This is a genomic window from Streptomyces sp. NPDC040432, from assembly GCF_055595445.1.
Genome location: NZ_JBVIVP010000005.1, coordinates 308,635 through 321,485, shown reverse-complemented (window position 1 = coordinate 321,485; position 12,851 = coordinate 308,635). Strand labels below are relative to the sequence as shown.

Annotated in this window: 12 protein-coding genes and 1 tRNA gene; 8 read left to right on the top strand and 5 right to left on the bottom strand. The window is 73.5% G+C overall.

The window, feature by feature from the left end:
- Positions 1 to 72 precede the first annotated feature (72 nt).
- The 6 genes from ACZ58N_RS14495 (at position 73) to ACZ58N_RS14470 (ending at position 5,380) form a co-directional block, all read left to right on the top strand.
- A complete protein-coding gene (locus tag ACZ58N_RS14495) occupies positions 73 to 1,326 on the top strand; it encodes an MBL fold metallo-hydrolase (RefSeq protein ID WP_471158924.1) in 1,254 nt (417 codons plus the stop codon).
- A gap of 342 nt (positions 1,327 to 1,668) precedes the next feature.
- Complete coding sequence (locus ACZ58N_RS14490) at positions 1,669 to 3,378, top strand: sensor histidine kinase (protein WP_471158922.1); 1,710 nt, start codon at positions 1,669 to 1,671, stop codon at positions 3,376 to 3,378.
- A gap of 44 nt (positions 3,379 to 3,422) precedes the next feature.
- On the top strand, positions 3,423 to 3,854 hold the full coding sequence (locus ACZ58N_RS14485; RefSeq protein ID WP_471159233.1) for a roadblock/LC7 domain-containing protein: 432 nt from the start codon (positions 3,423 to 3,425) through the stop codon (positions 3,852 to 3,854).
- Entirely contained in the window at positions 3,851 to 4,267 is a 417-nt protein-coding gene (locus ACZ58N_RS14480) for a DUF742 domain-containing protein (protein WP_471158920.1), read from the top strand. Before ACZ58N_RS14485 ends, ACZ58N_RS14480 begins: the two co-directional genes overlap by 4 nt.
- Before the next feature lie 126 nt (positions 4,268 to 4,393).
- The gene (locus ACZ58N_RS14475) at positions 4,394 to 5,005 is read left to right on the top strand and encodes a GAF domain-containing protein (RefSeq protein WP_471159231.1); all 612 of its coding nucleotides are present in this window, start codon (positions 4,394 to 4,396) and stop codon (positions 5,003 to 5,005) included.
- A gap of 21 nt (positions 5,006 to 5,026) precedes the next feature.
- Positions 5,027 to 5,380, top strand: coding sequence for an MmcQ/YjbR family DNA-binding protein (locus ACZ58N_RS14470; protein WP_471158918.1), 354 nt, complete (start codon positions 5,027 to 5,029; stop codon positions 5,378 to 5,380).
- A gap of 15 nt (positions 5,381 to 5,395) precedes the next feature.
- Here the strand turns inward: ACZ58N_RS14470 and ACZ58N_RS14465 are convergent, their stop codons facing one another.
- Positions 5,396 to 6,292 carry a transketolase family protein gene (locus ACZ58N_RS14465; protein WP_471158916.1) on the bottom strand — a complete coding sequence of 299 codons (897 nt, stop codon included), beginning with the start codon at positions 6,290 to 6,292 and terminating at the stop codon, positions 5,396 to 5,398.
- A 13-nt stretch (positions 6,293 to 6,305) separates the two neighbouring features.
- A complete protein-coding gene (locus ACZ58N_RS14460) occupies positions 6,306 to 7,007 on the bottom strand; it encodes a transketolase (protein WP_471158914.1) in 702 nt (233 codons plus the stop codon).
- 161 nt (positions 7,008 to 7,168) lie between these two features.
- On the opposite strand from ACZ58N_RS14460, the gene ACZ58N_RS14455 reads away from it, so the two are divergent.
- Both ACZ58N_RS14455 and ACZ58N_RS14450 read left to right on the top strand, forming a co-directional pair.
- A tRNA-Pro gene (locus tag ACZ58N_RS14455) sits at positions 7,169 to 7,242 on the top strand.
- A 182-nt stretch (positions 7,243 to 7,424) separates the two neighbouring features.
- A complete protein-coding gene (locus ACZ58N_RS14450; RefSeq protein ID WP_471158912.1) occupies positions 7,425 to 8,765 on the top strand; it encodes a DNA cytosine methyltransferase in 1,341 nt (446 codons plus the stop codon).
- Here ACZ58N_RS14450 and ACZ58N_RS14445 read toward each other — a convergent pair.
- Genes ACZ58N_RS14445 through ACZ58N_RS14435 form a run of 3 tightly spaced genes read right to left on the bottom strand, consistent with a single transcriptional unit; the run spans position 8,723 to position 12,734 of the window.
- The gene (locus ACZ58N_RS14445; RefSeq protein WP_471158910.1) at positions 8,723 to 9,592 is read right to left on the bottom strand and encodes a DUF6339 family protein; all 870 of its coding nucleotides are present in this window, start codon (positions 9,590 to 9,592) and stop codon (positions 8,723 to 8,725) included. The two genes, ACZ58N_RS14450 and ACZ58N_RS14445, sit on opposite strands and share 43 nt — an antisense overlap.
- Positions 9,589 to 10,593, bottom strand: coding sequence for a hypothetical protein (locus ACZ58N_RS14440; protein ID WP_471158908.1), 1,005 nt, complete (start codon positions 10,591 to 10,593; stop codon positions 9,589 to 9,591). The genes ACZ58N_RS14445 and ACZ58N_RS14440 overlap by 4 nt, the downstream gene beginning before the upstream one ends.
- Entirely contained in the window at positions 10,590 to 12,734 is a 2,145-nt protein-coding gene (locus ACZ58N_RS14435; protein ID WP_471158906.1) for a helix-turn-helix domain-containing protein, read from the bottom strand. Before ACZ58N_RS14435 ends, ACZ58N_RS14440 begins: the two co-directional genes overlap by 4 nt.
- Between the last annotated feature and the right edge of the window lie 117 nt (positions 12,735 to 12,851).

Here is a 12,851-nt window from a genome sequence, read left to right as displayed (position 1 = left end):
GCCGGTACGCGTTGGGATGGGCGTGCATGTACTAGCGTGCCACCTCGAACCGCACCCTCTTGAGGAGGCGCCTTGACCGGCTCCCTTCCCCTGCGTCCCAGGCTGCGCGCCCTGCGCTCCGAAGCCTTCGGGGCGGACCCCTCCGGCGCGCGGCTGGAGCGGATCCAGCGCTCGCCGAACTTCGCGGACGGCGTGTTCCAGAACCCGGTGAAGGGCAGGACCAGGCCCTCCGGGTCGATGGCCGAGTTCGCCCGGGTCTACTTCCACAAGGAACAGCGGATCCGCCGCCGCCCCGCCGCACCGATCCCGGTCTATCCGACCACCCTGGCCGAACTGGCGAAACCGCCGGTCAGCGGCCTGCGCGTGACCTGGATGGGTCATTCCAGCGTGCTCGTGGAGATCGACGGACGACGGGTCCTCTTCGACCCCGTCTGGGGAGAGCGGTGCTCCCCCTACCCGTTCGCGGGGCCCAAGCGGCTGCACCCGGTGCCCGTGCCGCTGGCCTCCCTGGGCGAGGTCGACGTCGTGGTGATCTCCCACGACCACTACGACCACCTCGACCTGCCCACGATCAAGGCGCTGGCCGGCACGGACACCGTGTTCGCCGTCCCGCTGGGCGTCGGCGCGCACCTGGAACGCTGGGGCGTACCCGCCTCACGGCTGCGCGAGCTGGACTGGAACGAGGCCACCGAGGTCGCCGGCCTCACCCTCACGGCCACCCCGGCACAGCACTTCTGCGGCCGTGGCCTGCGCAACCAGCAGTTCACCCTGTGGGCCTCCTGGGTCGTCGCGGGGGAGGAGCACCGGGTGTTCCACAGCGGGGACACCGGATACTTCCCCGGCTTCAAGGACATCGGCGCCGCCCACGGCCCCTTCGACGCGACGATGATCCAGATCGGCGCCTACTCGGAGTACTGGCCGAAGAACCACGAGGACCGCACCCCGGACCCCGGCCCGTGGCCCGACATCCACATGACTCCCGACGAGGGCATCCGGGCCCACCTCGACCTTCAGGGCGGCGCGGCGCACGGCGTGCTCCTGCCGATCCACTGGGGCACCTTCAACCTCGCCCCGCACCCGTGGTCCGATCCGGCCGAACGCACCGTGATCGCGGCCCGCAACGTCGGCCAGGCCGTGGCCATGCCCAAGCCGGGCGAGCCCTTCGAGCCCGCCGGCAGGATCCCCGGTGACCCGTGGTGGCAGCCCATCGCGGCCCCCGGGTTCGCCTGGGACCGGTGGGTGAACTACCGCGACGAGGCCGGCGTGCCCGCCGGGCACGGGGCGGTCGAGCCCGACGCCGGACTCGACCTGGTGGGGGAGCCCTGATCGCCCTGGCGATGTGACGGCCCCGGCACGCGCAGGTGACGCCGGCCCGGGGCGGCCCGGCCCCGGGCGGGCCCGGGCCCCCCGCTCCGCCGTAGCCCCCGAGGAGGTGCCGGGAAGGCGGAACAGCGGGGACGGCCGGCGCGCCCCCCGGGCACGGGCGCACACCCTCCCGGCGCATTCGGGCTGTCGTGCGAGCGTTCCACCGGGAGCGGGAAGCACCCCGGTGAAGTTGCCCAACTCGGCGTCCGGGGTGGGAGCGTGCGGTCTAGCGTGGGTATCCGGTGATCAACACCGGGCCCCGGGAACCGACTGGGGGCCGGGCCCCACGTACCGAGGACGCCGATGTCCGGACCCCGCCCCGCCCGCCACTCCCCGTCGAGACACGCCGCCGGGCCCCGCCGGCAGACACGCCCCCAGCTGATCCGCGCCGCCGTGCTGCCCACCCTCGCCGCCGCGCTCAGCGGCGCCGCGGCGGTGCTCTTCACGCTCCAACTCGGCGGTGGCGCCGGCGCCCGGGACGCCCGGCTGTGGCCGGTGCTCGCGGGCTGCGCCCTGCTGGTCGTCGGGGCCCTGGCCGCGGCGCTGCTCGGTGCCCAGCGCGCCGCGAAGGGCGTACGGGACCGCTGCGAGGCGCTGCGGCGCTCCAGTGTCCGGGGCCGCCAGGAGCTGCGGACGGACGCCGAACGCCTGGAACGCGGCGAGACGCCGCCCCGTCCCGTACGAGGAGGCCCGAGCGGGCCGCCCGCGGCGCCGGATCCGGCCGGCGTCGACGAGTTCTGGCTGCTGGCCCAGGAACTGCGCGGCGCCCGCGAGCAGGCCCGGACGACCCTCGTACGGCTCGCCACGCCGGCCGCGCCGACCGATAGCGACCGCAAGGTCGAGGTCTTCGTCAACCTCGCGCGCCGGCTCCAGTCGCTCGTGCACCGCGAGATCGCCCTGCTCGACGGCCTGGAGGACACCGTCGAGGACCCGGACCTGCTCAGGGAACTCTTCCACGTCGACCACCTCGCCACCCGGATCCGCCGACACGCCGAGAACCTCGCCGTACTCGGCGGGGCCGCCTCCCGGCGGCAGTGGACCCGGCCGATCGACCTCGGCGAGGTGCTGCGCTCCTCCGTGGCGGAGGTCGAGCAGTACACCCGGGTCAAGGTCGTCCCCCCGGCGGGCGGCACCGTCCGCGGCCACGCCGTCGCCGACGTGGTCCACCTGCTGGCCGAACTCGTCGAGAACGCCACGGTGTTCTCCGCCCCCGACACCGACGTGGTCGTCCGGGCCGAGCGGGTCACCTCCGGGATCGCGGTCGAGGTCGAGGACCGCGGCCTGGGCATGCCCCCCGAGGAGCAGCACCGGATGAACGCTCTGCTCGGCGATCCCGACCAGGTCGGCGTCCGGCACCTGCTCGCCGACGGACGGATCGGCCTGTTCGTGGTCTCGGCGCTGGCCCGGCGGCACGGGATCGCCGTGGAGCTCAAGTCCAACATCTATGGCGGGGTGCTCGCCGTGCTCGTCCTGCCCCAGGGCCTGCTGGGCGCGGAGGCCCCGAACGCCGCCGACCTGGCGGCCGGCTCCCGGGCCACCTCGTGGGGCGCCGGCGCGGGGGGCGTCCCGCCGCTGGAGCCCGTACGGGTCACCGTGCCCGGCCCCTGGCAGGCGGAACGCGCGTCGGACGAATCGGAGCGGCCCCGGACGCCGCCCCAGCGGGTGCCCGGCGGGGGACGGGCACCGACGCCGGGACACGGACCGGGACACGGACCGGGATACGGGCACGGAGCGGGACCGGTCCCCGGGGCCTCGGCACCGACGCCCGGGGCGTCCTGCACCGGAGCGGCACCCGAGGAGGCGACGCTCGCACCCGCAACCCGCGCGGGCACGGACCGGCCGTCCCTGCCCCGACGCCGCGGCCGGCAGCACCCGGTACCCGAGCCGCGCGAGGCCCCCGCGCCCCGGCCCGCGGCGTGGACGGAGCAGCCCGTGCACGACCCGGGACTGATGGCCGCCTTCCAACGGGGCTTCGGCCTCGCACAGTCGGAGCCCGCGGAGCGGCAGGCATGAGCCCCGCGACGCCCCCGACCCCCCACCTCGGCAAGGAGACCCCCATGGTCGGCGAAGCGGCGTCGAGGCCGAGCAGCCTCTCGGACCTCGACTGGCTGCTCGGCGGCCTGGTGCGACGGGTCCCGTACACGCGCAGCGCGCTGCTGCTCACCGCGGACGGCCTGGCCGCCTGCGCGCACGGTCTCGACGCCGACGGCGCCGACCACATGGCCGCACTGGCCTCCGGCCTGTACTCGCTGGGCCGCAGCGCCGGATCCCACTTCGCGCAGGGCGCGGAGGTCCGGCAGGTGGTGGTCGAACTGGACACGGCGCTGATCTTCGTCTCGGCCGCCGGATCCGGGACCTGCCTCGCCGTCCTCGCGGACCGCGACGCCGACGCCGGGGTCCTCGGCTACGAGATGGCCATGCTGGTCAAGAGCGTACGGCCGTGCCTGGACGCCCCGCCGCGCCGGCCCGCCGTCGGGACGGAACGATGAGTGCCCGCGCGACGGCGTGCGGCCCCGGGACGCGGTCGGACGCGCCCTGGCTGGACGACTCCGCGGGTCGGGTGACGCGCCCGTACACCGCGAGCGGAGGCCGCACCCGGCCGGGTGCGGCGCTCGACCTGCTGTCGCCGGTCACCGCGACCGGCGTACGGCCGAGGGTCCCGCTCGGTCCCGAGCACGCCCTCGCGCTGCGGGTCTGCGCGGGCTCCGCGGCGGTGACGGTCGCCGACGTCGCCGCGCAACTGCGGCTCCCGGCCCTGGTGGTGAAGGTACTGCTGTCCGACCTGATGGAACACGGGGCCGTCAGCGCGCGGGCGCCCCGCGTCCCGGTACCGGAACCCGCCTTCGCGGCGGCCGACGACCTGACCCTGCTGGAGGCGGTGCTCGACGGCCTGCGCAGATGACCGTGACACCCGGGACCGCCCCCGTGGGCGCGGTCGCCCGGACCGGCCCCGGCCGGTCCGCCGACCGGGCGGCCGCGCACGCGCACCCGGCACCACCCACACGTCACCGGACTCGGGGGAACCGCCATCACGTCCTACGAATCGACCGGCCACCTGCTCCTCACCCCGGTGGACCGGGAGGCGCCGGCGCGGGCCGCCCGGTTGTTGGAGATGGGCCTGGGGCAACGGGCCGACGCGGAGCTCGACGCCTTCGCCCGGCACGTCGCGCAGACCCTGGAGGCCCCGCACGCCGGGGTCAACTTCGTCGGCGAGGAACGGCAGTTCTTCGCCGGACTGCACCACGACCCGGACGTCGCCGCCGGCGGCTACCCGGCGCGCGTGCTCACCCGGGACCACGGCTGGTGCCCGCACGTGGTGGTGCGGCGCAGGGCGCTGGTCCTTGAGGACGTACGGGACTTCGCGCGGTTCGCGGTCAACCCCGTCGTCGACGGGAGCGGCGTCCGGACCTACCTGGGCGCACCGCTGACCGATCGGCGGGGCATCGTGCTCGGCACGGTCTGCGCCGTGGACCTGGTGCCGCGCCTGTGGGGGAACCCGGGCCTGGCCGCGGTGAAGGCCCTGGCCGCGGAGCTCCTGGAACTCCTGCACGCCCGGGAGGACCGCCCGCCCGGCGGGGCGAACCGATGGAACGAGCAACCGGGCCAGACCGGGGAACGAGGCACAACGGCACCGAGGTGATGAACGAAAGGGGGCGCCGGCATGGCCACGACGGCGCAGGACGTCAGGACGATCGCGTTGTCGCTGCCGGAGAGCAGCGAGAAGCTCGCCTGGGGCATGCCGACCTTTCGGGTGGGCGGCAGGATCTTCGTCTCCCTCGCGGACGACACCTCCATCGGGGTGAAGTGCCCCAAGGAGGACCGGGCCGAGCTCATCACGGCGGAGCCGGAGAAGTTCTTCCTCCGCGAGGGCCACGACGACAACTACGCGTGGCTGCGGGTCCGGCTCGCCGCCGTGACGGACACCGGGGAGTTGCGCGGGATCCTGGTCGACTCATGGCGGCAGGCGGCCCCGAAGAGGCTGGCCGCCGCCCACCCGGAGCTGGGCGGCGGCTGACGGAGCCCCCGGCGCTCAGCGGAGGAAATCGGTGATCCGCCGGCGCAGCGAGCCGGCGTCCAGGCCGTGCGCGGCGACGTGCTCGTCCATCGTCCCGTACCGGCGGAGCTCGGCCCGCCCGACCCCGAGCGGCAGGATCCGGTGCGGGACGTCCAGCAGGGCGGCCCCGGCCGCAGCCGCGGAGGTGCCCGCCAGGTAGGGCTCGACCAGCACCACGTCCGCCCCGGCCCGCTCCACGGCGGCGCGCAGGGCCGCGTCGTCGAAGGGCCGGACCGTGGCGGCGTACAGGACGGTGACGTCCATCCCCGCGGTCGCGGCGAGGACCTCGTCGAGCAGCGGTCCGACGGCGACGACCACGCCGGCACGCCCCTCCCGCACGGTCCGCCAGCGCAGGCCGTCCAGCGGGTACGGGGCGCTGTTCGACTGCTGGGACAGCCGGACGTACACCTTGTCGTCCCCGGCGCCGCCCGCGTGCCTCAGCAGCGCCTCCGCCTCGTCCGGATGCCCGGGCACGTGCACGGTCCAGCCGTCGAGGGTGTCCAGCAGGGCCACGTCCCCCGGTGCCATGTGGGTGAACCCGCCGGCGGGCCAGTCGTAGCTACCGGCGGAGCTGACCAGCACGCCGCCCGTGCCCTGGTGCCCGAAGTCCAGCTTGATCTGCTCGAAGGGCCGCTCCACGAGGAAACTGGCGAAGGTGTGCACGATCGGCCGCAGCCCCGTCAGGGCCAACCCGCCTCCCACCCCGATCAACAGTTGCTCCCTGATGCCCACGTTGATCACCCGGTCGGGATGCCGCAGTTGCGCCGGGCGGAACCCGTCCATGGTGATCTCGGCGAGCACCAGCGCGAGTCGCGGGTCCTCCTCCAGCAACTGCGACGTGACCGAGATGAACCGTTCCCGCATGGTGTCCATGACGTCCCCTCCCTCAGAACTTCTTCTCGACGCGGGCGACGACGGCGTGCGGTCGACCCGGATGCGGTGCGGTGAAGGCGGCGTGCAGCGCCGCGTGGTCCCGTCCGTCGACGGTCACCGCCGACCAGCCCGCGGCCTCGAAGCGGGACGCGATCCCCCCGGGCCAGCCGTGGGTCGCCGAATCGTTGTCGATCACCACCGTGTGCAGCCGCTCCAGCCCCGCCGAGCCGGCGTACGCGATGGCCTCGTGATTGCTGCCCTCGTCGAGTTCTGCGTCCCCGATCAGCACCCACACGGTCGGGTCGTCCAGCCCCTGCGCCCGCAGCCCCAGCGCGCTGCCGACGGCCAGGGGCAGCCCGTGCCCCAGTGAGCCGCTGCCGATCTCCACACCGGGGACCAGCGTCCGGTCCGGATGGTGCCCCAGCGGCGAGTCGTAGGAACCGAAACCGCCCAGCCAGTCGACGGGGAAGAACCCCTTGGAGGCGAGCACGGCGTAGTACGCCATCGGCCCGTGCCCCTTGGAGAGGAGGAACCGGTCGCGCGCCGGATCCTCGACGCGGTCTGGCCCGACGCGCAGCACCCGGTCGTACAGCACCCACAGCACGTCGAGCGTGGAGGTGGCGGCGGGCCCGTGCTTCTCAGCCCCTGTCATGAGCGCGATGAGCGCGCCCAGGTCCTCATGGCGGAACACGTGGTCCGCGGCTGCCTGTGTCATATGGGAACCGTGCAACCTCAAGCAAACTTGAGGTCAAGCCCATGTGTCGGTCGACCACGCCGAATCCGGCCATGTCGCAAAAGGTACGCGCGAGCACCCCGCGAAGTGCGGTATTGTTCTCCTGCCAGTTCAACCAGGGGAAACCCCAGGTCAACGGGCATCGGGACGTGGCGCAGCTTGGTAGCGCACTTGACTGGGGGTCAAGGGGTCGCAGGTTCAAATCCTGTCGTCCCGACAGTGATGTCGGACATTTCCGAAGCTCAGGGCCATCTTTTGATGGCCCTGACGCATTTCCGGGCCCGGTGGCTCGCCCCGGCGCGGGGCGGCGGTCCGATCCCAAGTCGCCCTCGTGGGAGGTTCGGTGCTCCTCGTGACCGCGTCCGCCACACGAGTGGCCGCACGCTAAACTTCCGCCACATGACCAGCACGGACGCCGCCGCCAGATTCCTTGAGAATCCGTACATTCTGGACCTTTTCGCCGGTCCGGGTGGCCTCGACATCGCCGCGCACATGCTGGAGGTGCCGTCGCTCGGGATCGAGTGGGACAAGGACGCCTGCGAGACGCGGTACAGGGCAGGGCTCCGGACCTGGCACGCGGACGTCAGCGCGGTGCGTCGGGAGCGGTTCGAGGACCTGCCCCCGGAACTGAACGTGTTGGCCGGCGGTCCGCCGTGCCAGACCTACTCGGTGGCCGGCGGCGGCGCGGGACGCAAGGCGCTGGACGAGGTGAAGCAGGTCATCCACGCGCTGGTGAGCGGAGTTCCCGAGGAGGAGATCGACGCCCGGCTGAAGGAGCTGGGCGGCGACCCCAGGACGGCTCTGGTCCTGGAGCCCCTCCGGTACGCGATCGCGGCCCTCGGCTCCCGGAACCGGGAGGGGCGGCCGTTCGACGTGATCGTCCTGGAGCAGGTGCCGGCGGTCAAGGCCCTGTGGGAGGTCTACCGGGAAGCCCTGGAAGCGGGCCTGCCCCACCCCGACGGAACCAGGGTCCTGTACAAGGTCGCCAAGGTCGAGACCCTGCCCACCGAGGCGTACGGCGTCCCCCAGACCCGCCGCCGCACCATCCTGATCGCGCGGCTCGAAGGGCACGGGACCCCTCCGCTTCCCCGTGCCACCCACCACACGTACACCCCGCAGAGGCCGCGGCGCGGTGGCCCCGACGACGCGACGGCGGCGGTTCCGGACGTCCGGGACCAGGTGTCGACGGCGGCGGGCGGCGGCGAGCGGCCGTTGCGGCCCTGGGTCTCGATGGGTGAGGTCCTCACGGCGGGGGACGGGTGCCCCGGTGGCCGGAAACCGCCCTTCGAGATCGTGTCGAACTACGGCAGCGGCGGCGACCCGAAGAAGCGCGGCATCCGCACGGACCGGCAGCCGTCGTTCACGGTGACGGGCAAGGTCTCCCGCAACGCCGTCCGACACCCGAACGGCACCCCGCACACGCCGGACCGGCTGCGCATCTCCGAGGCCGGTGTCCTCCAGACCTTCCCGCCCAACTACCCCTGGTCGGGCGGCGACAAGTCGCAGCAGGTCGGCAACGCGGTGCCGCCGCTCTTCGGCATGCACGTGCTCGCGGCCGCCCTGGCCCTCCCGCTGCCGCCGGAGGAACGGCTGCGGGAGAGCTGGCCCGAGGCGGCCGACGAGGACCGGGCGACCCTCCGCAAGGAGGGCTGCGGGTCCCCGGACGGCTGTGGCCCCACCTGCCCGAAGCCCGAGGGTCAGTCCTCCGCCGGGGCGTCCGCGAAGAGGTCGGAGAAGTAGTCCACCAGGGTGTTCACGGAGCTGTCCGGCGCGGGCTCCTCGTCCGGGCCGGACGGCAGCTCGTTGCGCGACACCTGGCGGGCGTCCTGCGCCGCGTCGATCCAGTCGAGCAGCGGACGGGACTCCCGCTCGGCGTCGGGGGCGATCACGTCGTACATCAGGGTCGCGGCTGAGGCGTTGACCGCGCCGACCAGGGCGTTGACCTCACGACCGGTGGTGACCACGCCCTTCGCGACGAGCCGGACGATGGCCTGGGCGGTGGGCCGGTGGTTGACCACGGCCATTCGCAGGGCGGTGTTGAAGATGTCCTGATTGCCGCAGGCCGTCACCGCGGGCGCGTAGTCACCGCCGTCGCGGAAGAGTTCGGCCGCCCACCAGAGGCGGGCGAAGGCCTGCTTGTGGTACTGGCCGCGGAAGCGTTCCGTCGCCACCTTGGCGACCTTGCCGTCCTTGGGTTCGGGCAGGTGCCGCCAGACCACGTAGTCGGGGGCGACGCCGAGGGCCAGGTAGTTCCAGAAGCCGGGGTCGGAGGCCTCCCTGCGGGTGATCCGCAGGGCGGCGTGCAGGCGCGGGGCGAGCCAGGCGTCGGCCCGGGTCGCCTTGAGCCCCTGAACCCGGCAGTAGGCCATGGCGTCCTCGGCGAGGTCCCGTATCGGGAGCAGCTCGCCGCGCCGGTCGGAGTGCGGCAGCGGTTCCGTGACCTGGTTGAGCCTGATGCTCGGTACGTCCTCGCCGCCGGTGAGCAGGCCTTCGGTGAGGAAGTCGGAGGCCTCGGCGTTGGGCAGCAGCGCGAGTCGTTCCGGCAGGAAGCCGGGCCGGTCGATCATGCGTCGTCCCCCTGAGTGAGTCGTTCCAGGTCGCGGATGGTGGTCGAGAGCGTCCGGGGGAGGCCCGCGCGGCGCGAGGCGGCGAAGTGGATCCGCGCCTGGAGCTCCCCCCACCCGGTGGAGGAGGTGCCCGTACGGGCCGCGTGCACCTCGCGCAGGGCGTGCTCCGGGCCGCGGTCGGAGTACACGTCGGGCAGCATCTCCCGGAGCACCTCGCCCTGCCAGCCGTGCGGGAAGAGCGGGGTGCCGTCCTCCTCGACCTCCAACTCGCCGACCGCGGAATGGAAGACGGCCGTCCACACGTCGGAGCACATCTGCGCGAGGAGGAGTTCCCGGACGGTCTTCTCCGCCCCGTTGCCGCCGTCCGCGCCGATCAGGTCACCGAGCCCGTCGAAGTCGGTGTTGACGCGCACGACGGGGATCCGCCCCGTCGTGTCGATGACCCAGGGGGAGTCCTTGTAGCGCTGGAGCCGGCCGGCTCCCGAGGCGAACCCGACCATCCTGACGTCCAGTTCGCGGGCGAGGGACGGCGCGGCCTCGATGACGTCGACGAACCACGGTGCGTCGGAGGTGGCGATCACCCGACCGCGGACACCGTCGACGGTGGCGACGACGTGGACGTCGAGCGAGGCCCGGTCGAGCAGGTCGCAGCGGTGCAGGTACAGCTCCGCGGTCCGCTCGCGGCCGTCGTCGGGGCCCGGGGAGAACTCCACGGTCGTACGCGTGTTGGTGGCGCGCTCCGTGAGCACGGCGACGACCGCGACGTCCTGCCACGGCCCGTCGGGTTGTACGGCCTTGGCCGGGAGGCCGACGGAGAGGCGCAGCCGGGCCCGGGCCCAGTCGGGGCGGTCCTCGTCGGGGCCCAGGGCCACGACGCGCTCGACCGCGGAGACGTACTTGCTCTCGACCTCCTCCCAGGGCTCGCCCTCGGTCTTGATCGCGGCGCTGTCGACGCGCCAGGACACGTTGCCGCTGAGCCGCCGGTAGGGGTAGACCTTCACGCCTGCTCCCCCTTTCCGGTGCGGAGTTCGACGATGAGCCCGGTGAGTTGGGCGCGGACCGGGTGGCGGGCCTCGTCGGTCACGCCCCGGAAGACGGCCCTGCGGATGCCGGGGGTCAGGTGCAGGGCACCGTCGACGACCTCGCAGCCGCTGACGGCGACGAGTTCCTTCCAGTGCGCGCCGGGGCGGGGGCCCGAGCGCACGTCGAACTTGGCGACCGGGGTGACGGGGCGGTCCGTGTCGACGCCCGAGGACACCCGGAGGTCGACGGTGATCGACCAGGCTCCGGTCTCGTCGATCAGGGCGTCCACGTTGTCGAGCTCGGGCAGGACGGCGGTCCCCGTGGGGCGTGGTTTCTTCGCGGCGCCGCCGACCTTGAGCCGCCCGGCGATCTTGGCCTCGCCGCCGCTGCGGCGCTTGGCCCGGGGTACGGCGACCAGCTCGCGCACCGTGTTGTTGGCGGCCGTGGTCAGGGCGGTGATGCGGCGGTGGGCGGAGGGCGAGTAGGCGAGTCGGAGTTCCTCGGTCTGGCCCCACTTGTTGTGCTCTGGCGGCTCGGACGCGCGGAGGAACTCCTCGGCGTGCTCGGCGCCGGGGGCGTCCGGTCCCGCCGCGCGGCCGGTGAGGAGCACGGCCTGGAAGGCGTTCGTGCCGATCGGAACGTTGGTGACGGCACTGTCCTTGATGGTCATGCGGTTGCCCCGCATGGAGACCAGCCGGTTGGGGCGGCCGTCGGCGTCCTCGGCGTGGGTGACCAGCAGCACGGCCTCGTGGGGCACGCCGCCGCGGACCTGACCCCCGTGCAGGGGCACGTTCAGCTGGACGGTGGCGCGGGCCACCTGGCCGGGCGCGGTGAGGCGTTCGACGGTGTCGCCCTCCAGGAAGGCGCGCAGCGCGCGGGTGCGGGAGGGTTGGGTGACGACCGGATCCACCCGTTCCTCGGCGATGACGACCTCACCGTTGCGGCAGCCGCGCACGGATGCCTCCAGGTGCGGCTTGTGGGCGCCGCTCCCGGTCATCGCGGCCCAGAAGTTGCGGCCGAGGGCCTCGACGAGACGGGCGTGCATGCGGTGCAGGGAGTCGCCGTCCTCGGTGCCCGCCTCGTCGTCGGCGCCGCCGGTGACGGGTGCCAGACTGGCGACGTCGTGGGCGCCGACGACGAGGAAGGACGTGCCGGGGGCGGCGCTCTCCCGGGTGAGGTGGAGCTGTTCGACGGTCTCCTCGTCGGCCCACCACGAGCGCGCCACGTCGGCGGCCCTGGCGTCCGGGTCCGGACGGCCGAACCAGGCCGGGCCCGCGAACTCCTCGCCCTCGACCTCGCGCCAGGGCAGGTCGAGCCGGCCGATCACGCGGCGCTCGGTGCGCCCCTCGTGCGGTGCGGAGAGGGTGGAGTTGATCAGTACGAGGCCGAGCCGACTGCCGGCCCAGAGCGTGGCCTTGCCCAGGCCGTAGGAGCCACCGGCTCCGGCGTCCTTCTTGTGGCTGTCGAGCTGTCGGCGCACGACGGCGGCGAAGAGCCCGTTGTCGTAGTCGCCGCCGGTCAGACCGGTGGCGTTGTAGTCGTCGACGCGCAGCAGCAACAGCCGGTCGTGCTGGTACATGTCGCGCAGTCCGGCCGAGACGGTCCGGGAGACCTTGCCCTGTTTGACGCTGTCGCCGGTGAGCGCCTCGTAGTGGGGGAGCAGCGATTCCCAGTCGATGGCCTCGCGGAAGCGGGCGAGGGCCTCGCCGGTCAGTTCGTGCAGGGTGTAGCGGACGCGGACGGGTTCGGCCGGGTCGAGGCGGGCGTCGAGGCTGTTCTGGGTGGCCTCGCGGGCCAGGACGGAGACATCGGCCTCGAAGGCGAACGCCGCCGCGTTGCCGTACTCGCGGCCACCGTCGCGGTGACCGGGCCGGTGGTACCAGGAGACGGGCAGCCCGGCCTGGGCATCGGTGCTGCGGGTGTGGATGGTTTCCAGGTCCGTCCGCAGGATCTCGGCGATGCGCCGGATGGCGTCGTCACGCGGGACGGAGCGGCCGACGATCCACGCCGAGACGGCGGCCCGGCTCATCCGCAGCTCGTCCGCCAGCTCGGTCTGGCTCATCCTGGCGTTCTTGAGCTGGCGTGCCAGCCAGGGGCCGAACTCCTCAGCCGCCCTCACGTGCCACCTGCTTCCACTTGATCCACTGGGTGGACGTCACGGTACCGCACGGCTGTTGACGGTGAGTCGGCTTGTCAATTTCTCTTTGACAGGCGGGGTGATCGGCCCGGTCGGGCT

Bases quoted from the DNA above. Each gene is read 5' to 3' on its own strand.
- ACZ58N_RS14490 (WP_471158922.1), top strand. From the start codon at position 1,669: ATGTCCGGACCCCGCCCCGCCCGCCACTCCCCGTCGAGACACGCCGCC.
- ACZ58N_RS14485 (WP_471159233.1), top strand. From the start codon at position 3,423: ATGGTCGGCGAAGCGGCGTCGAGGCCGAGCAGCCTCTCGGACCTCGAC.
- ACZ58N_RS14480 (WP_471158920.1), top strand. From the start codon at position 3,851: ATGAGTGCCCGCGCGACGGCGTGCGGCCCCGGGACGCGGTCGGACGCG.
- ACZ58N_RS14470 (WP_471158918.1), top strand. From the start codon at position 5,027: ATGGCCACGACGGCGCAGGACGTCAGGACGATCGCGTTGTCGCTGCCG.
- ACZ58N_RS14465 (WP_471158916.1), bottom strand. From the start codon at position 6,292: ATGGACACCATGCGGGAACGGTTCATCTCGGTCACGTCGCAGTTGCTG.
- ACZ58N_RS14460 (WP_471158914.1), bottom strand. From the start codon at position 7,007: ATGACACAGGCAGCCGCGGACCACGTGTTCCGCCATGAGGACCTGGGC.
- ACZ58N_RS14450 (WP_471158912.1), top strand. From the start codon at position 7,425: ATGACCAGCACGGACGCCGCCGCCAGATTCCTTGAGAATCCGTACATT.
- ACZ58N_RS14445 (WP_471158910.1), bottom strand. From the start codon at position 9,592: ATGATCGACCGGCCCGGCTTCCTGCCGGAACGACTCGCGCTGCTGCCC.